General features: G+C 42.9%; 17 protein-coding genes. 9 read left to right on the top strand and 8 right to left on the bottom strand.

Annotated elements, in window-relative coordinates:
• The first annotated feature begins 302 nt into the window (after positions 1-302).
• The 4 genes from BM739_RS14525 (at position 303) to pstB (ending at position 3,722) form a co-directional block, all read left to right on the top strand.
• Positions 303-1,112 (top strand): phosphate ABC transporter substrate-binding protein, encoded by an 810-nt coding sequence (locus BM739_RS14525; RefSeq protein WP_076541864.1) that lies wholly within the window; start codon positions 303-305, stop codon positions 1,110-1,112.
• A 74-nt stretch (positions 1,113-1,186) separates the two neighbouring features.
• On the top strand, positions 1,187-2,098 hold the full coding sequence (pstC, locus tag BM739_RS14520; RefSeq protein WP_076541861.1) for a phosphate ABC transporter permease subunit PstC: 912 nt from the start codon (positions 1,187-1,189) through the stop codon (positions 2,096-2,098).
• On the top strand, positions 2,098-2,961 hold the full coding sequence (gene pstA, locus BM739_RS14515) for a phosphate ABC transporter permease PstA (RefSeq protein ID WP_076541860.1): 864 nt from the start codon (positions 2,098-2,100) through the stop codon (positions 2,959-2,961). Before pstC ends, pstA begins: the two co-directional genes overlap by 1 nt.
• An 11-nt stretch (positions 2,962-2,972) precedes the next feature.
• Positions 2,973-3,722 carry a phosphate ABC transporter ATP-binding protein PstB gene (gene pstB / locus BM739_RS14510; RefSeq protein ID WP_076541858.1) on the top strand — a complete coding sequence of 250 codons (750 nt, stop codon included), beginning with the start codon at positions 2,973-2,975 and terminating at the stop codon, positions 3,720-3,722.
• 156 nt (positions 3,723-3,878) lie between these two features.
• Here pstB and BM739_RS14505 read toward each other — a convergent pair whose 3' ends face one another.
• Both BM739_RS14505 and BM739_RS14500 read right to left on the bottom strand, forming a co-directional pair.
• Positions 3,879-6,029, bottom strand: a complete 2,151-nt coding sequence (locus BM739_RS14505; protein ID WP_076541856.1) for a heparinase II/III family protein — start codon at positions 6,027-6,029, stop codon at positions 3,879-3,881.
• 4 nt (positions 6,030-6,033) lie between these two features.
• Positions 6,034-8,169, bottom strand: a complete 2,136-nt coding sequence (locus BM739_RS14500) for a heparinase II/III family protein (RefSeq protein WP_076541854.1) — start codon at positions 8,167-8,169, stop codon at positions 6,034-6,036.
• A gap of 435 nt (positions 8,170-8,604) precedes the next feature.
• On the opposite strand from BM739_RS14500, the gene BM739_RS14495 reads away from it, so the two are divergent.
• The 3 genes from BM739_RS14495 to BM739_RS14485 all read left to right on the top strand — a co-directional run bounded on the left by BM739_RS14495 (position 8,605) and on the right by BM739_RS14485 (position 10,599).
• A complete protein-coding gene (locus tag BM739_RS14495; protein WP_076541852.1) occupies positions 8,605-8,937 on the top strand; it encodes a cupin domain-containing protein in 333 nt (110 codons plus the stop codon).
• Positions 8,938-8,955: 18 nt separating this feature from the next.
• A complete protein-coding gene (locus BM739_RS14490) occupies positions 8,956-9,897 on the top strand; it encodes a sugar kinase (protein ID WP_076541850.1) in 942 nt (313 codons plus the stop codon).
• A 78-nt stretch (positions 9,898-9,975) separates the two neighbouring features.
• A complete protein-coding gene (locus BM739_RS14485; protein ID WP_076541848.1) occupies positions 9,976-10,599 on the top strand; it encodes a bifunctional 4-hydroxy-2-oxoglutarate aldolase/2-dehydro-3-deoxy-phosphogluconate aldolase in 624 nt (207 codons plus the stop codon).
• A gap of 274 nt (positions 10,600-10,873) precedes the next feature.
• On the opposite strand, the gene BM739_RS14480 is transcribed toward BM739_RS14485, so the two are convergent.
• The 6 genes from BM739_RS14480 to BM739_RS14455 all read right to left on the bottom strand — a co-directional run bounded on the left by BM739_RS14480 (position 10,874) and on the right by BM739_RS14455 (position 19,065).
• On the bottom strand, positions 10,874-11,584 hold the full coding sequence (locus BM739_RS14480) for a 3'-5' exonuclease (protein WP_076541846.1): 711 nt from the start codon (positions 11,582-11,584) through the stop codon (positions 10,874-10,876).
• On the bottom strand, positions 11,585-13,450 hold the full coding sequence (locus BM739_RS14475; protein ID WP_076541844.1) for a DUF294 nucleotidyltransferase-like domain-containing protein: 1,866 nt from the start codon (positions 13,448-13,450) through the stop codon (positions 11,585-11,587). It lies immediately after the preceding gene.
• A 205-nt stretch (positions 13,451-13,655) separates the two neighbouring features.
• Entirely contained in the window at positions 13,656-14,372 is a 717-nt protein-coding gene (locus tag BM739_RS14470) for a FadR/GntR family transcriptional regulator (RefSeq protein WP_076541842.1), read from the bottom strand.
• 600 nt (positions 14,373-14,972) lie between these two features.
• Complete coding sequence (locus BM739_RS14465) at positions 14,973-15,797, bottom strand: hypothetical protein (RefSeq protein WP_076541840.1); 825 nt, start codon at positions 15,795-15,797, stop codon at positions 14,973-14,975.
• A gap of 50 nt (positions 15,798-15,847) precedes the next feature.
• Positions 15,848-17,467 (bottom strand): chondroitinase-B domain-containing protein, encoded by a 1,620-nt coding sequence (locus BM739_RS14460; protein ID WP_076541838.1) that lies wholly within the window; start codon positions 17,465-17,467, stop codon positions 15,848-15,850.
• A 35-nt stretch (positions 17,468-17,502) separates the two neighbouring features.
• Complete coding sequence (locus BM739_RS14455; protein ID WP_076541836.1) at positions 17,503-19,065, bottom strand: polysaccharide lyase 6 family protein; 1,563 nt, start codon at positions 19,063-19,065, stop codon at positions 17,503-17,505.
• A gap of 283 nt (positions 19,066-19,348) precedes the next feature.
• Between BM739_RS14455 and BM739_RS14450 the strand changes: the two genes are divergently transcribed.
• Both BM739_RS14450 and BM739_RS14445 read left to right on the top strand, forming a co-directional pair.
• On the top strand, positions 19,349-20,308 hold the full coding sequence (locus tag BM739_RS14450; protein WP_139326896.1) for a polysaccharide lyase family 7 protein: 960 nt from the start codon (positions 19,349-19,351) through the stop codon (positions 20,306-20,308).
• Between the two features lie 346 nt (positions 20,309-20,654).
• Positions 20,655-21,905, top strand: a complete 1,251-nt coding sequence (locus tag BM739_RS14445; RefSeq protein ID WP_076541879.1) for an alginate lyase family protein — start codon at positions 20,655-20,657, stop codon at positions 21,903-21,905.
• Positions 21,906-21,952: the final 47 nt, after the last annotated feature.

The following is a 21,952-nucleotide window of genomic DNA, read 5'->3' as shown; positions in this document are numbered from 1 at the left end:
GCTTTAGGCTAAAAAGCCTATTAAGACTGAGTTATTACAGAATTACTTCACTTAAGAAGTTGCAGGCTGATTTTCAATCGCCATCACCGAGATCTTCATGGGTAACAACAAAACATTAACAATTAAAAACATTAACTTAATTATAATTAAGCCAAATTAATTTACTCTTTTTTTGACTGTAACTTAACTGTCATATTGATCTGTCTTAATGCACTCGCTTCAAAAACACATTTGAAAAGAAGCCCCCTAACGTTGATATCCAAATGGATTGAACGAACAACATATATTAAGTGGAACTTGTGATGAAAAAAGTGATTGGTTTACTAACAGCTGTTGGTTTAATGACAGCACCTCTTGTTCAAGCTGGTACAGTTACCGTATCTGGTTCAACCTCTGTTGCACACGTTATGGAAGTGCTAGCAGAGAATTTTCAAAATACAGCAAACAAAAATGTTGAAGTGCAGGGCACCGGCTCATCAGCGGGTATTCGTGCAGCTAAAGATGGCACCAGCATGATTGGTATGTCTTCACGTAATATTAAAGAAGGCGAGCTAAGCGCTGAAACAAAAGAAATTGTTATTGCTCGTGACGGTATTGCTGCTGCAGTAAACAAAGCAAACCCAGTAAAAGACCTGACTCAAGAGCAAATTTCTAAAATCTACCGTGGCGAAATCAAAAACTGGAGCGAAGTTGGCGGCGAAGCACGTCCAATCGTTGTTGTTACTCGCGAAAATGGTTCAGGAACCCGTGGTGCATTTGAAGAAATCATGAAGCTACAACGCAAAGTTAATGGCCACACAGTAACTGCTATTACTCCTTCAGCTCAAGTAGGTAACGGTAACGGCATGATTAAAACCATCGTTGCTAACAACCCATACGCTATTGGTTATATTTCACTAGGTAGTGTTGATGATTCACTCAACGCATTATCAGTCAATGGTGTTGCAGCAACCGATAGCAACATTGCCGCTGGCGACTATCAAATTGCCCGCCCTTTCATTGCGTTAATGAATGACGACGCACCAGCTACTGCAAAATCATTTATTGAATTCATTATGTCTGCAGACGGTCAAGGTATCGTTGCAGAAGAAGGCTACATCCGCGTTCAGTAATTACTGATTGAATGCATGGCATAAGAAGGCCTAGACCTTCTTATGCTGCTTTTTGTTTATATAGAGGTTGTAACATGGAAACGGCTAGCAAAATAGACATGACGACAAAGGTGTCACTGTCTCCTGCCAAGAAAATTGATTGGGTAGAACTACTCTTTCACGGGTTATTTTTTCTCAGCGCCATGGTCGGCGTGGTATCGGTCATCACTATTGGCTGGTTCGTTTTCTATGAAGGATTACCCGCATTTAAAGAAGCGGGAGTGTTAAACCTCATTTTTGGTAAAGAATGGCTACCACCTGCGCTTTACGGTATCGCCGCCATGATTGTCGCCTCGCTTGCTTCAACCATGGGCGCGGTAATGATTGGCGTACCAGTCGCAATATTAACCGCAGTCTTCTTAGCGGAAATTGCCCCAAAGTGGCTCGCCAACATTGTTAGACCTGCTGTTGAGCTATTAGCGGGTATTCCGTCGGTGGTTTATGGCTTTTTCGGTTTGATTGTTATCGTGCCAGCTATTGAAAGCATTTTTAATATTCCTGCAGGTAACACTCTATTAGCGGGGATTATCGTGTTGGCGATTATGATTTTGCCAACCGTTATTACGATTTCAGAAACATCGTTAAGAGCACTCACCCCGACTTACAAAGAAGGTGCTTTAGCCTTAGGGGCATCGCATATTTACAGTATTTTTAATGTGTTAATTCCTGCAGCTAAAAGCGGAATTTATACCGGTGTGGCTTTAGGTGTCGCCCGCGCCATTGGTGAAACCATGGCCATTATCATGGTGATGGGTAATGCTCCTGCTATGCCAGGTTCACTACTTGAACCTGCACGTTCATTAACGGCTAACATCGCTATGGAAATGTCTTATGCAACCGGCATCCACTCAAGTGCTTTATACGCTACAGGCATTGTATTACTGGCCTTTATCGTTTGTTTAAATGCTGGACTACTTTATCTAAACCGTAAAAGAGGGCATGCATAATGACTCAAGTATCAAACAAGCAATCCCGAGTGTTTAAAGACAAGGCTGCACTGGCAGGCGTTTGGGCATCTGCAGCGCTCACCATCGTATTTTTACTTTGGGTCGTGTGGCACATTTTATCTAACGGCTTAAGCCATGTCAGTTGGGAGTTTATTACCAGTAGCTACACACGCATTGGCGAAGCATCAGGTATTTGGGCGATGATTGTATCAACCGTTTATATGGTTGGATTGTCACTGGGTATCGCAGCCCCACTGGGGATTATGACCGCTATTTACTTAACCGAATACGCCAAACCTGGCAGTAAATTGGTTGAAGTGATCCGTTTTTGTATTGAATCATTAGCCGGTATTCCATCGATTGTTTACGGCCTGTTTGGTATGACCTTCTTTGTGACAGTACTCGGCCTTGGGTTCTCTATCCTTGCTGGCGCGCTGACACTATCAATGCTGATTTTACCTGTGATAATCCGCACCACTGAAGAAGCGCTAATGGCGGTACCTATGAGCTACCGTGAAGGGGGTTATGCACTGGGCAGTTCAAAGATTTATACCATTTGGCGCCTCATTTTACCTAACGCATTACCGGGTATTGTGACCTCAATTATTTTGAGTACAGGCCGGGTGATTGGTGAATCGGCACCGGTATTTTTAACCGCGGGCATGGTGACACAAATTCCTGAATCAGTATTAGATTCTGGCCGCACCTTAACCGTGCATTTATACAAGCTCACCCAAGAATTATTTACTCAACATGAGTGGGATCAGGCCTATGCCACTGCCACCATCTTGATTGTATTAGTGCTAGTACTCAATCTAGCCACCAAAATTATCGCAGCTCGATTTGATAAACATTCACATTAAGGCAATTAAAAATGAACAAGCTTGAAGTCAATAATCTCAACCTTTTCTACGGCGAAAACCAAGCGCTGAAGAATATTTCATTGCCTATTCCTGCTAAACAGGTCACGGCGTTAATTGGTCCATCGGGTTGTGGTAAATCAACCTTATTGCGCACCTTAAACCGCATGAACGACCTAGTGGCAGGGGTGAAAATTGATGGTGATGTATTATTTGAAGGCGAAAACATATATTCAGACATTGATGTAAAACAACTGCGGATGCGAGTGGGGATGGTATTTCAAAAACCCAACCCATTCCCGATGAGTATTTATGACAATGTTGCCTTTGGCCTGAAAGCTCAGGGCGAAAAAGACAAGCAAGTGATTGCTGATATGGTTGAAGAGTCATTACGTGGCGCAGCATTATGGGATGAAGTCAAAGAGCGTCTACATAGCCCTGCATTAGGCTTGTCAGGTGGTCAGCAGCAACGTTTATGTATTGCTCGTGCCATTGCCATGCAACCTGAAGTGATTTTGATGGACGAGCCAACCAGTGCGCTTGATCCTATCGCTACCCATAAAATTGAAGAGTTAATGGACGAGCTACGTAAAAAGTTCACCATCGTGATTGTGACTCACTCAATGAATCAGGCAAAGCGTATTTCAGATAAAACCGCCTTCTTCTGGATGGGTGAGTTAGTTGAACACGCAGATACCGCCACCTTGTTCCAACACCCAGTTGATAGCCGTACCAAAGGTTATGTTAGCGGTGAGTTTGGTTAAGCGTTTATAAGCAATTGACTCAGCAAGCCTAACAGCCTGCTAGAAACAAAAACCCCGAGACTAACATGGTTAGCTCGGGATTTTTTTATTGGTAATTTAGCTCACCTTATTCACAGCGGAATAAATAAGACGGCTTATTAGGCGCCTTATTGGCCATTAACCAATATACACTTCACCTTTCCAGCTTACTGTTTTACCAGCAACTTCAAGGCTTGTTTGGCTGTCAGCATTAACATCAGCTTTGTTTGATACAAACACATTAACCTCTTGGCCTGACACCAGCGTCAGTTTCACCGCTGACGCATCAGCTGTGTGAGTCAATACTTCAACCTTGCTCACTTGACCACGGGCATCGGTGCTCGCTTCAATCGCTTCATTGAAATAGCCATGGGTTTCATAGACGTTAGCAAATAAATGCGTCTTGCCTTGCTGACGTAACAGCATTACCGGCTCGCTGCGTAAGTTAAAGTCAGGGTCATTGGCGCCAGTACGGGCAAAAATCACTTCACTGTCTTGAGTTGCGCTGCTCACCATTGAATAGTAGCTGCTGCCCATTAACCAGCTGACCAAGCTGCCTTGCTGATCAACCTTGCCTGAAGCAATGTTCCACAAGTGCTGGTAACCTGATTTTTCACCGACAGGCTTAAGCTTAGACGCCGTTTGGTAGTCAAAATCTGTACGGATAATTTGGCCGCTGTGATGCATCACATAATCATAGGTATGCTGCTCGTCACTGGTTAAGCGGAATAAATCCAATACGATTGGCTTAGCAATGCCAGCAACTTCAAACATCACTACTGTGCGCTGTTGATCAACCCCTGGGTAGTAACCACGTACAAAGGCACTCATGGCTTGCATGTTGTTATCGCCCGCCACAAAGAAATGCGGCTCACCCCAACGTGCTTCTGCAGTGGCTGTGTCACCTTGGTTTTGACTGGTTTGATCAACCACAACCGTATTGTGAGCAACAGTTTGCTTACAGTAGCTTTTGTTTTCAGGAATATAACGACCGCCAAATTTTGGCTCAACGTTAACCCAACGGCCAAAGCCATAATCATGAGTCACTTCTTGACCGTGATTAAACAGGCTTAGGTGTAAACCATCAAAGTGGCCATGATCTAATGCTGAATGTAATTTATGGTCACTGCCGTGTTGGCCGTACCATAGTAGCGCCATGCTATCGTCATCTTTTACATCACGATGACGTAAAATTGAAATACCGCCGCGCTCGCCTTGTGGGCCATCGGTTAGCTGTAAACTACCCCAGTTAAAACCAGCTAGTTTTTCAGAGTTCGCTACACCGTCAGATAATGCCGCACCCGATCCATGTACCCAAACCTTGTCTTGATGCACAGCCATTGATTTAAGGTTGTCATCTTGGGAGTAACGCTTAAAGCACACGCTAGTGGCAATCAATACGCCTTCGTCTTTAATGTCCATGGTTTTAGATGAATCATTAAGGGCTGGCAACACACCATTAGGGAACGCAGTAGACATCACCGCGTAAGTGGTGGTTTTAATTACTTGATCTTTCAAGTTATAGATATCGATTTCAGGCTGACGACGTTGAATGGTCTCAGCAAATAAGTAAATCGGTCTTAACGAGAAACGGTGATAATACGGACCTTCCATATAGTAACCGTCTGGCGAGAACAGTTGCGTCAGCTGAGCAATAAAGCCACCTGATACGCTGTCACCCGCTAAACCATAAAGTGCTTTATCAACACTTGCTTGGTCGTTAATGGCGTAACCACAAATACCCACACCCGCCACAGCCCAAAGACCGTGGTTATGGACGATGTCAAAATCGTGGGCATACGTATCAACAAACAAATCAATCATCGGACGGAATAAGTCGTTTTCGATTAACTGTTGTTCGTCAGTGGTTAACTCATGACGAATACACGAATAAGCACAAGATGCGTACAGCATCCACATGTTTTCGTTTAGTGTCTGATGGAAAATACGCCCCGGAGGGTTTGAGTCACGGCTGGTGTTCAGCTCAAAGCTGGTATACACCTTGGCGTATTCAACCAACATGGTTTTAGCGTAATCAAGGTAGCGTTTATCTTCAGTAATTAAGAATAAACGCCCTGCTAAATCCAAATGAATGTAGTTTTGCTTATGACGATTATGCTCATAACCGCCCGCTTCGCCATGGCCTGGAATTTCAATGCCAACAGGTAAATAACCTTCAAGTGCAGCCACTTCAGCCGCAATAGAGCGGCCCATTAAGCTGTCTGTATTAAGGTGAGTACGTAACTCGGCAGCTTCTTCAAAGCTCATTAATAATGGTTGGTAACTCATGGGATTAACCTCTTACTTCAACAGCAAAGTAACCCTGCCATTGGAAGTCTTGATTGTTAAATGTCACGCTAGTGTTAGTTGTTTCAGTCACGCCAACTTGGTTACTGACCATCACAATGATTGAGTAATCTTTAGCGATAATTTCGATGACCGATCCCTGCTCATTGGTGCCAATCACCTTAACCTCGGTAATTTGGCCGCGCGCTTCAGTACTGGCTTCAATGGCTTCATTAAAGTAACCATGAGTCTCAAGTACGTTGGCAAATAGAGTGTCTTTTGCATTGCGACGTAATACTAAACCTGGCTCACTGCGTAAGTTAAATGATGGGTCATTGGCGCCGCTGCGAGTAAAGATAACTTCGTCTTCTGCGCTTGATGCCGCAAGCCAAGTGTAATAACTGCTACCTTGTAGCCAGCTCACTAAAGTGGTGTCTTTGGCTTTACCTTGACCGACATTCCAAAGATGCTGATAACCAAAATCATCACCTAGCGTCGATAACTCGGCGTGAGTTTGATAATCAAAGTTAGTCCGCACGATTTGACCATCGTAATGCAGTGCGTAGTCATATTGATGCGCCACATCACTGGTTAAACGGTATAAATCAACCAAGATTGGCTGTGCTAAACGTTCGTCGTTAATCATGAGCAAGCTACGTTGCTGATCAACCCCTTCATAGAAGTCACGACAAAATGCGCTCACACCTTGGATCTGTTTATCATCACCACTAAAGAAGTGTGGCTCACCGTGGCGGCTATCGGCGAGTTTAACGTCAAAGTTGTTTTGACACTTTTGATCTACCGCTACCGCATTATGGGCAATGGTTTGGCGCGCATAAGATTTGTTTTCATCTAAGTAACGACCACCAAATTTTGGCTCCACGTTAACCCAGCGACCAAAGCCATATTCACGTAATACTTCTTGGCCATTGTTAAAGAAGCTCACCCCTAAAGTATCAAAGTGACCATGGCCCATGCCGTGTTGACCGTAGTTCATCACTAATTGGCTTACATCACCTTTATTGCTTTGCATACGTAAAAATGCCTGCGCACCACGATCGCCATTAGGGCCTTCGTTTAGCTCAACACTGGCCCAGCAAGGGTTTAAAGCGGCGTCATTGTTATCAAATGCGCTTGACAGGGCTTGGCCACAGGCGTTAACCCAAACGCTATCTTGAATTTGCGCCATGCCTAAAATGTCATCATCGATCCCGTAATGTTTCGCGTATAAGCTCAGTGCAACCACTACGCCCGCATCACAAATATCCATGGTCAGTGAAGCATCGTTTAATGCAGGAAATACCCCATTTGGATAAGCTGTTGCCAGCATCGCCTTAACGGTTTTACCAATCACTTGGCCGTTAAAGTTAAAAATATCTAGCTCAGGACGGTGACGGTGAATTGCCTCAGCAAACAAACATAATGGACGAATGGCATAACGGTGATAGTAAGGACCTTCCATGTAGTAACCAGAAGGAGCAAACAACTTACTGATCTGCGCTAAGTAACCGCCTTCAATGTCATCACCTTTAAGGCCGTGAATCGACATTTCAACATATTCAGGCTTATCAATGGCTAAACCACACATAGCAACCGCTGCTACAGCCCAGATACCGTGGTTATGGATACGGTCAAAGTCGAATGCATACTTATCGGTAAACATATCTAACATTGGCTGGAATAAACCATCAATAATCGTTTGCTGCTGCTCAGCAGACAACCAATGGCGAATGCAGCTATAACCTAAGCTAGAATAAAGTAGGAAGACATGTTCGTTGAGAATTTGATGAAACAAACGACCCGGCGGGTTAGTATTTAGCTGCTCATGATAATCCAGCTTCAAATACTTATCAGCATAAGCAAGTAACAGATCAGCAGTATACTGAGCATACTTGTCTTCACCTGTTATCAGAAACAAACGTCCCGCTTGGTTAATGTATTGATAATTTTGTTTGTGACGATTATGTGCATAACCACCCGCTTCACTATGACCAGGAACTTCAACTCCTAACGCCATAAACGCATCAGTATCTGCTATTAACTGAGTTAAGCTTTTGCCCATAAGGCTATCTTTGCCTAATTCACTGGCGATTGATGCGATTTCCGACTGTTCAAAAAGTACCGCTTTAATGGCTTGCGACATATTAACCTCAAACTAAAAGTGCCCATCTGCATCTAAAATAATACAAATAAACAAAAATTTCAGCATATATAAACTAATAATAGACTTGGATCACTGACTATTGCTATTCATTGCCACAGAAAATTATGCTTTTAAAATAATTAATAAATAGCGAAAAACATTTTTACCACGCCAAATCAACTAGATAGGCGATCAACGTATAAAATATGATAAAACAAATACGAAGCCGATCACACTTATGGTAGATTTGTATTACAAATAAAAGTAATTTACTAGTACACTAAGATCATATTAAACAGGGTAACGTTCAGTTAACGTACACATTGAACGCTAACCTTAGCCAAGATAAACCGTCGATACCAGCGCGCTTGTTCAGCAATCAACATCGCCTGAACCTAGCATTAATGCTGCTATCGATAATAAAAGGAGATTGGAATGAACGCATTTTATGAAAACGACAAAACCGCTTGGGAAGATCTAGGTGATGGTTTAAGCCGTAAAATCATTGGTTATACTCCTGATTTAATGGCGGTATTCGTGAAGTTTGATAAAGGTGCCATTGGCCATCCTCATACTCACGACATTCACGATCAAATTGGTTACGTGGCTGCTGGCAGTTTTGAAGCTGAAATCGATGGCGTTAAAAAAGTGCTTAAAGTGGGCGATGCTTACATTGCACCTAAAATGGTGATGCATGGTGCGGTTGCACTAGAGCAAGACAGCATCTTGATTGATATGTTCAATCCAGCTCGTCAAGATTTTCTGTAAAACCGAATAGGAGCTGATATGTCTATGTTAAAGGTCGGTATCATTGGCGAGTGCATGATTGAGCTGCAACAACGTGATGGCGAACTTGTCCAAAGCTTTGGTGGCGACACCCTAAATACTGCGGTGTATTTATCTCGATTAACTCAAGATAAAAATATGACCATCAGTTATTTCAGTGCCTTAGGTCAAGATCCCTTCAGCCAAAGCATGCTTAAAAGCTGGCAACAAGAAGGCATAGATACCCAGCACGTTCAAATCATGTCTGAAAAGCTGCCCGGTTTATACGCCATTGAAGTCGATGACGAAGGTGAGCGAAGTTTTCATTACTGGCGTAATGATGCCGCGGCGAAATTCTGGCTAGAACACGCTTCAGCAACACTACTAACAAGCATCAGCCAATATGATGTGTTGTATTTATCCGGCATTAGCTTGGCGATTTTAACCCCAAAAAGCCGTGAAATATTGTTTGAAGTCCTGCAAAAATGTAAAGCCAATGGCGGCAAAATCATTTTTGATAATAACTACCGCCCAAGGCTGTGGCAGTCCCATCAACAGGCCCAAGAAAGCTACCTTAAAATGTTGGCATTAACTGACATTGGTTTGCTGACCTTTGAAGATGAACAAGCCTTATTTGGTGACACACAACTGGCCACCTGTATCGATCGCAGCCTCAGTGCCGGCATGAGCGAAGTGGTGATTAAGCGCGGTGCCGAAGAATGCATCATAGTCACCCACGACGGCCAAGTCAGCGTGCCAGCTACCTTAGTCGAAACCGTGGTAGATACCACCTCAGCGGGCGATTCATTTGCTGCAGGTTATTTATCGCAACGGTTACTGGGCGCAAGTCCACAGCAGTCGGCGCTTACCGGTCATGCATTAGCCAGCGAAGTGATCCAGCACAAAGGTGCCATCATTGATATTAGCGCAATGCCAGTTATCGCAATGGCTGCTGATTCATAACGCTAAGTATTTTTTGCAACCATTTTAGGTTATCCACTTTGGCGGATTACCACCAGTCATTATTCAAAAGGAAACAACATGAGCACGCTAAATGAAAGGCTAAAACAGCTAAAAGTCATCCCGGTTATTGCCATAAAAAATGCCGATGATGCGGTCAAACTCAGTCAGGTTTTAGTTGAAAATGGCATGCCTTGTGCGGAAATTACTTTCCGTACCCCAGCGGCAGCTCAAGCGATTAAGAATATGCGCGCAGCCTACCCAGATATGTTAATTGGCGCAGGCACAGTGCTAAATTCAGCAACGGTAGATGCAGCCATTGATGCAGGGGTTGATTTCATTGTGAGCCCAGGTTTTAACCCAACCACAGTGAAATACTGTCAGCAACGTGGCATGGCGATTATCCCGGGGGTAAACAACCCATCATTAGTCGAGCAAGCAATGGAAATGGGTTTAGACACAGTTAAGTTTTTCCCAGCTGAGCCGTCGGGCGGCATCTCAATGCTTAAAGCATTAACCGCTGTTTACCCAGTAACAATCATGCCTACAGGTGGCGTTTCACCAAAAAACATCAATGACTACTTAGCCGTTGATGCTGTGGTAGCCTGTGGTGGAACTTGGATGGTGCCAGCGAATTTAGTTGATAACCAGCAATGGGATGAAATTGGCCGTTTAGTTCGCGAAGCGGTAGCTGCACTAAACTAATAGCCGCGGTGAACTAATAGCTGTGGTGAATATAATGAGTTGCTGCAAATGAGCAAGTTGCAGCGCTTATTAAAAGATGAATAGCAAGACCAAATCATCATCTTAACTCCGATGTAAAAGCTAGCGTAGAAACTAGCGAAAACCTAATCCCCATGCTCAAATAATAATAAAAAAATCATACTCCCACTCCGGTGGTATTCTTTTCCCCAATATGGATATTGGGGATTTTTCGCTTTATGCCTGCAGCTAACTAAACCACGTTTAAACAACAACTTTAAGGACGATAGACCTGCTTAATCTCTCCTATCTGATTGCCAAATAATTTCGTGCATAAGGCTAAATACAGCTCCGCGGTGGCCACCGCATCAACCGAGGCGCTATGACCATGGTACTCGGGTAAGCCATAACGCTGCCGTATCGAAATCAGTCGATAGTCACCATCTTGCTGACTCGCTTTATTCAAGGTCATCGACTTTTCAATTGCCAGAGTATCAAGCCACAACAGTGGCATCGGCGGTAGCTGATATTTTTTCATCAAATAATGATCAATAAACTGCTGCTCGACCTGTTTACCATGGACTAACAGTAACTTACCCTGCATCTGTCGAAACAAATGCTCCATCACAATATCCAACTTCTGTGCCCGATTAACCATCTGCGGCATAATGTGATTTATCACCGCAGTTTCTGGCCTCACCACCCCTTTAATATAGGTGTGGCCGACACTGGCTAAGTCAATTCGCTTGCCACGCATAGTAACGTAACCGACACTCAAAATATGATCTTGCTTAGCATCCAAACCACTGGTTTCAATGTCTAGCGACAAATAAGTGAGCTCAGTGACCTTAGCTTCAAGCTCTGGCAGCGGCTGGGTTAATAGCGCCAATAAGAAATCCGGTAATTGCGGATGTGCAGCAATATAATCCTGCCTGGCTTTATTGAGTCGCGTTAGTGGGTGAAAGTGGTTTAGCCATTTTTTTATCATTTAATTACCACTAAAGCGAAGCTTGGCCGCATCCTGAAGGTTACTGATAATTCTAAAAGCATCTTTTAAATGTTTACGCTCAAATGAGCTGATGGAGCTTGGCTCCATGTGATTATTGGGCTTTTGCCCCTGACGCAATGCCGATAGTTGATGGTTATAACGCACTTGAGTCACAAAATAGAAGGCCTCAATAATATCCTTAAAGTCATCTTCATGGAGTAGCTTTTGACTCACGGCATACTCAAAACGATGTCGAGTCCCTGACTCTGCGCAGCCCACCGCCAAACCATAAATACGCGCCAAATCGACAATCAAATTTAAGGCATACTTTTTAATATTAAGCACCTTAGTGTTATTACCGCTTTTTTCTACCACCAATTTATTAAAAATCCCTAAAGGTGGCTGCACTCGAACCGCATCAGTAACCAGCGAATGCAAAAACTGATGATCTTGGGCAATTAATTGATGTAAGTGCTGCTGCAGTTCAGCGGAAAAACTAGCATTGCCATGTAAACTTCGCACCTCTAAAAATACGCTGACATTCATCAACATGCCATATTGGGGGTTGTTGACCCACTTACGGTAAAACTGTTTCCACACTGATAAGGTCTGACACCATTTAGGGTTCGACGCCATGTAATGGCCAGTACAGGTGGGATAGCCGCAACCATCCAAGCCTTGATTAACGAACTCACTGAGCTTGATAAAGTAAACTTTATCTTCTTCTGTCGCACTGTCATCCATAATAATGGCGCTATCTTGATCTGACAGCATATGAATTTCATTGCGAGCGTGGGAGCCTGCAACCACCCAATTGTAATCACAAGGCGGGGCGCCAAATTGCTCTTCGGCCATTTGAATTAAGCGGCGATTATAGGCATCCATGATCATCGACATCACTTGGCCGATAATTTCGGCGCTGACCTTGCCGTCAACTAGCGCCTCAAAAATCGCTTGCCGCTCTGAAGTTAACTCTGCCAACCCTGCTGCAGTCTCGGTGTATTTGATTTTCTCAATTAAGAAAATCGCCTGCATCCGGTGTTTTTGCACCAAGTGCGACGAGGTTAGTAACCCCAACACTTCATTGCCACGTACCACGGGCAAGCTGCGAATACCCGATTGCATCATTAAAGATGCTGCTTTTAAAATTAAATCATCCGGGCCAATGGTAATGGCAGGCGTAGTCATTACCGTATGAATAGGCAAACTAATATCAAGGCCATCAGCAATGACTCGCTTGGTCATATCTCGGTCGGTAATAAGGCCAACAATGTTAGCGTCTTTTTTGATAACCGCGGTTGAGGTGCGGCAGGTATCACGCATCTCTTTGGCGACATCTTGAATGCTCATATCAATATCAACCACTGCCGCATGACCACTGGCCACTTCAGATACTTTCTTTAAAAATAAGCCTTTTTCTTTATTGGACCACACCACATTTAAGGCCGAGCGTAAGCGCAGTTGCGCCGCCGAGGAGATGCTTTCACTAAACTGTTGATGCTGAGCGGTCAGCTTAAGCAACTTAGAATGAGGGATTAAATACAATAAGGTGTTTTCGATGGCGGTGGCGGTATAACCATCGAGGATATTTTTTAAGGGTTCTAAAAAGGTAAAGCCGAATAAGTCTTCAGGGCCCATTTTTGAACGCAACACCCCGTCAGGCTTACGCTGCTCCATAGAGCCGGTACGAATAATATATAAATATTTTTCACTCGAATCGTCGCTGAATTGGATCTGCTCACCACGGCCAAGGTAGGTAATGCTTATACAGCTGGCAACATCTTTTAAAACGTCCCCAGACAGTTGATCAAAGGGGTCAATTTGCCCAATAAAATCAACAATATTAGGAATTAGCGATTCATCCATTATCTTCTCTCAATCAGCGACGGGTCGATACCAAGGCCAAAAAACCTTAGTATTTGTATGATTTAATATTAACGCATTTTGAGGAATAAAACGTTAACCTGACAGTAATCTTCTGCGAAAAACTGCTACTTTTTAACTTATAGAACAGCCCACAAAAAAAGGCCAACCTGTCAGTAACAAGTTGGCCTCTTTTAGCGATTAAAGCTTACTGCTGAATCGCTTCTAATTCTTGGTCACTTTGATTGAGTAACTCTTCACTGGCTTGACGGGCCTTTTCTGCATTACCCGCCATAATCGCTTCGTAAATTAAACGATGCTCTTCAATACAGGTAGTGCCACGCTTTGAGGCATGGTGGAAGAAGCTCTTAAACATGGTGGTTAACACGTTGGCAAACGGTAAAAAGAAGCTGTTACCAGTCGAAATAAAGATTAACCGATGAAACTCTAAGTCGGCATCGACCCAACCTTCATGGTCAAAGCCTTTAGAAATTCGATCCATTTCTTGGAAGAGTGCCGATAACTGCATGCGCTGCTCAACCGTGGCATTGCGGGCGGCGCAAGCACAGGCTTCAGGCTCTATCGCTTTACGCAGCGATAAAAACTCTTGATAGAGATGCTCGGTTTTTTCCATATCAATGAGCCAGTCAAGTAATTGAGAATCAAGATAATTCCAATACTCTTGCATTCGCACTCGGGTGCCGACTTTAGGCTTAGACTCCAACAAACCTTTAGAGGTCAACAGCTTAATCGCTTCTCGCAATGCGGTACGGCTGACACCAAACTGAGTACAAAGGTCCATTTCCCCAGGGATAATCTCACCCTGTGGCAAATCACCAGAAATAATACTACGAGCCATTTCACATGCCACTTGCACATGTAAGCTGCGTTTTTCGCCACCAATTGGTGTAAATTTTGTGCTCATGTAGTAATACCCACCTATGATTTACACATTAATTAATACAAAAGACATAATAACTTGTATCACAAAGATACAAAATAAAGGAGCCTTGCTGATAAGCTGAGGTTTAACAATGGCAATTGATAACCACGATATTTTAGCTAAGCGAAGCCTTAACGCAAATATTAAAGTCAGCAGTATAAAAACTTTTACTCTATATATTAGATAATTAGCAAGTAATAACACTGAAACCAATTACAGTTATCCGCCAATAAAGCTTGTTAAACTATGTCTTTTACAATGACCTATAACGCCGACTGATACTGTTTTAACTAGTATATGGCATCGTTTAACATTAACCAGCGTTAGGCCAGTAATAATATTAATGCAATTATAATAACCTTAATTGAAGATTAATACTTAATCCTTGTTCATAGTTAATACTGACAAGCTCACAAAAATCAAAAATAATCTTTATTTTAGTGTTAAGGGTAAAAAAAATGCTGCCTGTCACCAAGGACACAGCAGCATTTCAAGTCAGACTTCTTGTCAATTAATCACTAAAAAACAAGGAATTAGATAAAACCCCAATAGTTATTTATTCATTAAATTAACGGCTAAACATTAGAAGCTGTATTTATAACCAAGCTCGATAGCGTTATCACGCTTACCGTACCAATCGTAACCACTGTTTTCTACCATATGGCTGTCTTTAAGCATCTCAGTTTTTAACTTGAACTTGCCGTATACCGTGTGCTTTTTCGCATGTGGGAAACGGTAGTTCGCGGTAAACTCGTGCTCAAATGAACTGCGCTCACCATTACTATATACATGCTGCTCTACACCACTGTCATTCTTGTGTGATGAGATTTTGCTGTAGTGGATCAGGTTATATACAAAGCGGAAGTTATCCCAACGGTACGTCAACCACATGTCGTAACGCATTTCTTTGTTTTTGTCATCGCGGTAGTAGCTATCGGCCGGATCATCTTTTAGTGAGATACGGTCAAGGTGCTGACTATAACGTGCACGCACTTTTACCTGCCAATCGCTATTAATTTTATAACCATAGTAACCACCAAAACGGATACTGTTGGCAGTTTCTTTAGTTTGATAATCTAATACCGGGCCTGCTTGGTGTTCATTATTGTCACCCCAGCGCGTTTGATAATCGGTTTTGAATGTCAGTTCATACTGCTCAGGGGCAAAGCCCACTTCTTTTTCAGACTTGCTGCGGTCATATTGCCAAGCTTGTTCAACGCCGAACTTAAAGCCATTACGCATACGATGGCCAAACTCGACTTTAGGGCGGTCGGTACGACCATCAAGTAGTTTATGTTCCCATTTAATGGCAACGGTACTTTTACCTGGGCGTAGATCATCGTCATCTTCTGCAGCGGCGTTAAAACTCAAGGCACCTAAAACAGCAATTGCTAAATACTTTTTCATTTTGATATTCCTAATTATTTTTGTAATCAAATCCAGTTAATAACTTGAGCTTATTCAGCCGTCTCTACTGACTCAGGACCAACTTCAGCTTCAGTTAAAATCACTAAGCCCGTTGCGCCTTTACCAGCAACATTACCTTCTGGAGTTGCAAGGAATAATTTCGAATCTTCTGCAGATTCGGTTAGTTCAGCAGTACCATTACCTAGGTTTTCACGCTCACCCGCTGCTTCTTCGTAGTTACCATTCGTTGATAACGTGGTTACCGCAAACATGTTGCCAGACCAAGTAGACTCAGCGCCAAGTAAACAGTCATCGCGCATACCTTTATCACTAGATTCAACACCATCAACACCGTTGGCCACTAGGTTGTCAGCAAAATTCACCACTGAATCTTCAGTACATGCGCCAGACTTACCAAAGATGAAACCTTGTTTAGCACTCACAATCGTGTTGTTGGCAACAGTAGATGGCGCTTTTAACGTCACACCAGCATCGATTTCTGCATCGAGTACTGAAATCGCGCCCACTTCATTACCAGTTTTAGAACGGCTATTGTTGTAGACATAGTTATTAGTCACTGTGTGGCCTTTAGAGATGATACGAATACCCGCTTCGTACTTACCATCATCTTCACCTGAGCCATCGTTGATCATAATGTTGCTAGCTACAGTGTTGTTTTCACCGCCTTCCAATGACACAAAGCCATTGCTGCTAATAAAAGTGTTATTTTCAATAGTGTTACTACTTAAACGCACATAGATCATCCGGCGAGATGCATTTACGTCAGTAAACAGGTTGTCGCTGATGAGTGTATTGGTCACATAGTCTGTTTTAGATGAGCTTGAAGTACCTAAACGAATCGCAAACACGTCATTGGTGCCGCTAAAAGGATTATCAAGGGCTAGGTTGCTGAAATGGTTGTGGCTAATAACCACATCTTTATGTGATGAACTCGTACCTTGAACAGTAATGAAAGAGCCTTCTTCAGTGGGTTTGTTAGTAAAGGCGTTATAGATGATTTGCGTGCCTTCACCGCGCACCATAATCCAATCTAATGGGTCATCGTGGCCGTTTGAAACTAGGTTTTCGCCATCAATGGTCAGTTGTGATAACACCACGCCAGCAGGCTTACTCTCAACGGTTTCATAAGCCTCACCCATTGAAGATGAAGTACCTACGTTGATAAGGGTGGTGGTTGAACTGTCTTTACAGGTTGGAGTAACGTCTTTAAAAGTAATGTTACGTAACTGAATATTATCAGCAGAGATAACCACACAACCTTCGCCACCAGTAATTTGTGCCGCCGCGCCATATTCAGAGCCTTCTAGGCCATCATAAGTCGGTTCACCACCTAATAATACTAATGGTGTTGCACTGTCTAAGACTAAATTGCTTAAACCGCTAAAGCTGGCAGTATTATCTAATAAGATAACGATTTGACCATCTTCATTAACGTCAGTCGCACCGTCAATAGCCGCTTTAAGAGTGCTCAAATCAGCATCACTAAATACCAAATCAGGGACTAAATCGCCTATAGGTTCAATTGGGTCGGTTGGATCCGTTGGGTCAGTTGGATCTTCAGTTATTGGCTCATCATAAAAGTCACAAGCCGATAGAGTTGTTACAGCGAAAACAGCACTAATAAATAATGATAATTTATTGAGTTTCATACAACTTCCTTTCTCTAAGTTTTATTTTAATCGAATTATTTTTTTGAAATTGTGTAGCTCGCACCAACATCTGCCATGGTCAGTACTTTTAAGCCTTTCGCGCCCACATCTAAATCTGCCGCTTCAAGCAAACCATTCGGTGCAACAATAAGTTTTGGTTCAGCAGTGCTAATGCCTTCTGCTGGTAAATTTACCGCTTGAATAGGACCCAAATAGACTTCGTTGTTATAAGTTGGGTTAACCAGCTTAGCCACTTCGTCATTACCTTTAATCGCTAAGGTTTTTTTCACTTTTGCGTATGACAAGTTATTTTCGAAGTGAGTATCAACTGCAGCAAAAACCGTCGACACTTTTTGGTTGTCGTAGAGGCTTACGCGGTGTTTTTTATCTGAATATAAGAAGTTTTGACGCGAGTTAATCACAGTGTTGTTTTCGATTAACACCTTGTTTGGGGTGGCTTGTTTGTTTAAACCTTTGCCTTTGACGTCTTGACTTAAGCGTTCGCCTTTTTGCACATCAGTAATACCGGTATTGATGGCGATACCACCACGAACATTACCGGTACCCATGACGCGTTCAATGTAGTTGTTACGAATGGTATGGCCTTCGTCGTATAAACGAATACCACCAGAGCGACGCTTGCCATTACCTAAAATGACATTGTCTTCAACCACGTTATTTACCCCATGGCGTAATGACACCATAGATGAGCTATTAATAATGGTGTTACCGCGCAGCACGTTGCCAGCTGACTTAAATGACACTAACTCAGTTTCACCATCACACTCGTAGAACAAGTTACCTTCGATAGTGGTTTTTGATGGGTAGATAGAACTTTTTGAGTCACCGACACGAATGGCTTCCCAGCTATTTGAGTTGTAACGAATCGCATCGCTAATATCGAACTCTTCATACTGGTTATGCTTTTGGTCATAAAACAAATTACCTTTAATGACATGGTTATCTGCAGTTTCGTCACCCTTAGCTTTTTGGATGCCTATCAAGGTGCCGCGTTTATGCTTACCTTCAAAGGTGTTGTTCAATAATTGGTTGTTTTTGCCGTAAAGCGATAACCATAAATACTTTGGATATTCATCACGCTTAGAGTCTGGCTGATAAGTGTATTTATCATTGAAGAAGTAGAACATGGAATTTTGTAGAGTGTTGTTATTACCACGGAAAGTGATGCCGCCCATACGCTCAGCAGGGCCACCTTCGGTAAAAACCACACCATCAAGGGTAATATTGTTACCCACAAGGTTAAGTTGCACTAAGCCGGTAAACCAAGTTTGCCCTGGTACCTTAGCTTTAATCACCACGTTATTCGCAGTGATGTTGAGACGACCTAAATCAGCATATTTGCCCGGTTCAAGAATTAACTCTTCCCCGTCAGCAAGAGAAGCCAGCTTGCTTTTTAACGCTGCGCTATCAATGGCCTTGATTGAACCTGAAGTAATCACTGCTTTTTCGTGCGCAACAATATTATCTATTGCGACCTTATTTGTCTGTGTACCCTCGTCAACTTTTGAATAGTTTTCGGTGGCACATCCGCCCAGTAAACTTAACGTAACTAAACCTGCAACTAAGCTAATCTTCATTAAATCGTCCCCTTATTTGTATTATGTTATTGTTTTATTTTTGTCGCATCATATCTGTGATATTGCGCAAACTTTTCTAAACTTTATTATTATCAAAAAATTAACAATTAAATAATAACAGCAAAAACCTTAAAAAACATAAACTTAAAAACATACGCCACTTAAGTCGAAAAATAAGCATGTTGTTTTTTGACGTGGGTCACATTTATGATTCGGATAATAGCAACCAAATAGCATTGGATCTATTGTATTATTTATTAATCAGAAGGGATTTAGATAAAAAATGACTAAAAAGACATCAATACCGCTTTTAACTAGTGTTATTTTTATGCTAACGGCTTGTGGGGGTGGCAGCTCAGAAACGGTTCCACCCGAAGAAATCGTACCACCTGAAGAAATCGTACCGCCTGAAGAATGTGAAAGTTGCAGCTGGAACATAGATCAATGGAAACTCACCCTACCTGTGAGTAAAGATGATTACTACGGCACCGGTGGCGACTCTGCCGCAGAGCTAATTCCAGCTGATTGTAGCGGTAAAACTCGACTATCAAACGACACCAACGAACCCTACTTCTGGGTTGATGACAGCGATAAGCGTATGTATTTTCAGGTCAACTTGGGCGATAGTGGCGCGACGACCATCAATTCATCTTATGTACGTTCAGAATTAAGAGAGCTATATCACTATCAAACCCAAGACCCTTGCAGTAGCAGCAATCAAAACTGGGCAATTAATCAACAACATCAACTTTCAAGCAGCCTGCGCATTGAACAGTACCCACAGATCAGTGGCCAAGATCCTAAAGTGATTGTCGGCCAAATTCATGCTTATGAAATTAAGCAGGCACTGGTTAAGCTGCAATGGGACGGGCCAGATAAACCCATACGCGCGATTTTGAACGACAGTTTTGCTCCTAACAATGGCAGCTGCGATAGCTGCCAGTCATTCAGTATTGAACTAGGCACAGTGGATGCCGGTACTCAGTGGCACTATGACATTGTGGCTAATCAGCAAGGATTAACAATCACCACTGAGATCAATAATACCACCACAGCAAGAACCCTAGCTTGGGGCGAGCCTGTACTGGCAAAAGACGGTAAATATTACAGCTTAACAGAAGCTTGGTTAGGGGAAACTTACTACTTCAAAGCTGGAATTTATCCGCAAATCCAACCTGATGAAGACTACCAAAACCAGATTTTTGAAGTGTCATTTGACAAGATCTCAATCCAGCACCAGTAGCGTTAAAGGTAAATGGCAGCCGTAATATAAGGCTGCCATTAACTTATAAGCGTTAATTCCATTCAGCCCAAACTTCGCATTAATGTATGACAAATTTACAATGAGGGTTAGCAGCACTATTTACAGCAAACCTTGTATAAGCAATGGCTGACGCCATATATACATTGCATTCAAATCATTAATTAAAAACTAAATAAACCTAAGCCAGTCGCAAATGGCGCAATAGCTTGCCATTAACACAAAACAATAAGATCTGGATCACAGCATCGAAACCGCTAGACAACTACCCTATTTGTATTATTTAATATTTATAACAAATTCTATGAAGGATGATATTGTGACCCAAATGACCCTACGCCCAATTGCACTACTTATAAGTGCATTAGCACTCAGTCACCAAGTACAAGCCGCCGATTTTGTGTTCTTAAATGAAGATGTTTTGCAGCAAAATCGCACCATCCTTCAAAGTAAAGCTGCCAGCGACTCAATGAAGCAAGCCTATGAACGCTTGCTTGAAGAAGCCGACATCGCCATGCAACAAGCGCCTTTTAGTGTCGCTGAAAAAGGCATGACACCGCCAAGTGGCGACAAACATGATTACATGAGTATCAGCCCTTATTGGTGGCCTGATGAAACCAAAGCTGATGGTTTGCCGTGGATCCGCCACGATGGCAAAACCAACCCAGCCTCAAAAACCACAGAAACTGACTCTAGACGCATTGGTAACTTTACCCGCTCAACCCGCGCGGTCGCCTTAGCTTATTACTTTAGCCAAGATGAAGCCTATGCCAAAAAAGGCATCGAGTTTGTGCGTACATGGTTCTTGAACGAAGCCACTAAAATGAACCCTAACGTCAATTATGGTCAAGGGGTTCCTGGCAGAGCAGAAGGTCGTCGAGGCGGTATTATTGATACCCGCACCCTTGCCGACAGAATGCTAGATGCCATTGCAATTTTGTCGCAATCAAAGCATTGGACTGAACAAGACGAGCAGCAAATTAAGCAGTGGTACAGCGAGTACTTAGATTGGCTAATTGTTGACGATCTGTCTGGCGGCCCTAAAGGTGAGGCGGCAGCGGCTAATAACCATGGCACTTGGTATGACTTCCAAGTGGCCAGCATCGCTTACTTTATTGGTAATGATCACCTCACTAAACAGATGGTGCAAAAAGGCAAAATGCGGGTTGATACCCAGTTTGAAGCTGATGGCTCACAACCCCATGAAATTGAGCGTACTCGCGCCTACCATTACCACTATTTCAGTATTGTGCCATTAGTGGGCATTGCTGAACTCGGTGAAAAAGTCGGGGTTGATTTGTGGAACTATGAAAACGACAAAGGCGGCTCGATGGCTCAAGGTATCCAGTTAATGGCCAACTACCATGATCCCGCAGTGAAGTGGCCTTACTCACAAAAAGATGACCGTCGCCGCGTTGAGCGCATGACCAGCATCTACTTAAAAGCCGGAGAGTCACTGAATAAACCTCAGTGGATAAAGCTTGCCAAAGACACCGACTTTAGCCAATTCAGCGTGAAAAAGAACTTAGCCGAAGTGTGGGAGCAGCGTGACATTGAGCTGCTTTATCACAAGCAATAATCATTAATAATATCCTAACACCCAGTCGCAACCGCTACTAGGTGTGT

The organism is Shewanella sp. UCD-KL21, from assembly GCF_001957135.1.
GTDB lineage: Bacteria > Pseudomonadota > Gammaproteobacteria > Enterobacterales > Shewanellaceae > Shewanella.
This window is presented reverse-complemented; position numbering and strand designations above follow the sequence as displayed.

Excerpts from the sequence above, each read along its gene's own strand:
- BM739_RS14475 (WP_076541844.1), bottom strand. The coding sequence starts at position 13,450 with ATGGATGAATCGCTAATTCCTAATATTGTTGATTTTATTGGGCAAATT.
- BM739_RS14500 (WP_076541854.1), bottom strand. The coding sequence starts at position 8,169 with ATGTCGCAAGCCATTAAAGCGGTACTTTTTGAACAGTCGGAAATCGCA.
- BM739_RS14470 (WP_076541842.1), bottom strand. The coding sequence starts at position 14,372 with ATGAGCACAAAATTTACACCAATTGGTGGCGAAAAACGCAGCTTACAT.
- BM739_RS14480 (WP_076541846.1), bottom strand. The coding sequence starts at position 11,584 with ATGATAAAAAAATGGCTAAACCACTTTCACCCACTAACGCGACTCAAT.
- BM739_RS14525 (WP_076541864.1), top strand. The coding sequence starts at position 303 with ATGAAAAAAGTGATTGGTTTACTAACAGCTGTTGGTTTAATGACAGCA.
- BM739_RS14455 (WP_076541836.1), bottom strand. The coding sequence starts at position 19,065 with ATGAAGATTAGCTTAGTTGCAGGTTTAGTTACGTTAAGTTTACTGGGC.
- BM739_RS14490 (WP_076541850.1), top strand. The coding sequence starts at position 8,956 with ATGTCTATGTTAAAGGTCGGTATCATTGGCGAGTGCATGATTGAGCTG.
- pstA (WP_076541860.1), top strand. The coding sequence starts at position 2,098 with ATGACTCAAGTATCAAACAAGCAATCCCGAGTGTTTAAAGACAAGGCT.
- pstC (WP_076541861.1), top strand. The coding sequence starts at position 1,187 with ATGGAAACGGCTAGCAAAATAGACATGACGACAAAGGTGTCACTGTCT.
- pstB (WP_076541858.1), top strand. The coding sequence starts at position 2,973 with ATGAACAAGCTTGAAGTCAATAATCTCAACCTTTTCTACGGCGAAAAC.
- BM739_RS14485 (WP_076541848.1), top strand. The coding sequence starts at position 9,976 with ATGAGCACGCTAAATGAAAGGCTAAAACAGCTAAAAGTCATCCCGGTT.
- BM739_RS14450 (WP_139326896.1), top strand. The coding sequence starts at position 19,349 with ATGACTAAAAAGACATCAATACCGCTTTTAACTAGTGTTATTTTTATG.
- BM739_RS14505 (WP_076541856.1), bottom strand. The coding sequence starts at position 6,029 with ATGAGTTACCAACCATTATTAATGAGCTTTGAAGAAGCTGCCGAGTTA.
- BM739_RS14460 (WP_076541838.1), bottom strand. The coding sequence starts at position 17,467 with ATGAAACTCAATAAATTATCATTATTTATTAGTGCTGTTTTCGCTGTA.
- BM739_RS14445 (WP_076541879.1), top strand. The coding sequence starts at position 20,655 with ATGACCCTACGCCCAATTGCACTACTTATAAGTGCATTAGCACTCAGT.
- BM739_RS14465 (WP_076541840.1), bottom strand. The coding sequence starts at position 15,797 with ATGAAAAAGTATTTAGCAATTGCTGTTTTAGGTGCCTTGAGTTTTAAC.
- BM739_RS14495 (WP_076541852.1), top strand. The coding sequence starts at position 8,605 with ATGAACGCATTTTATGAAAACGACAAAACCGCTTGGGAAGATCTAGGT.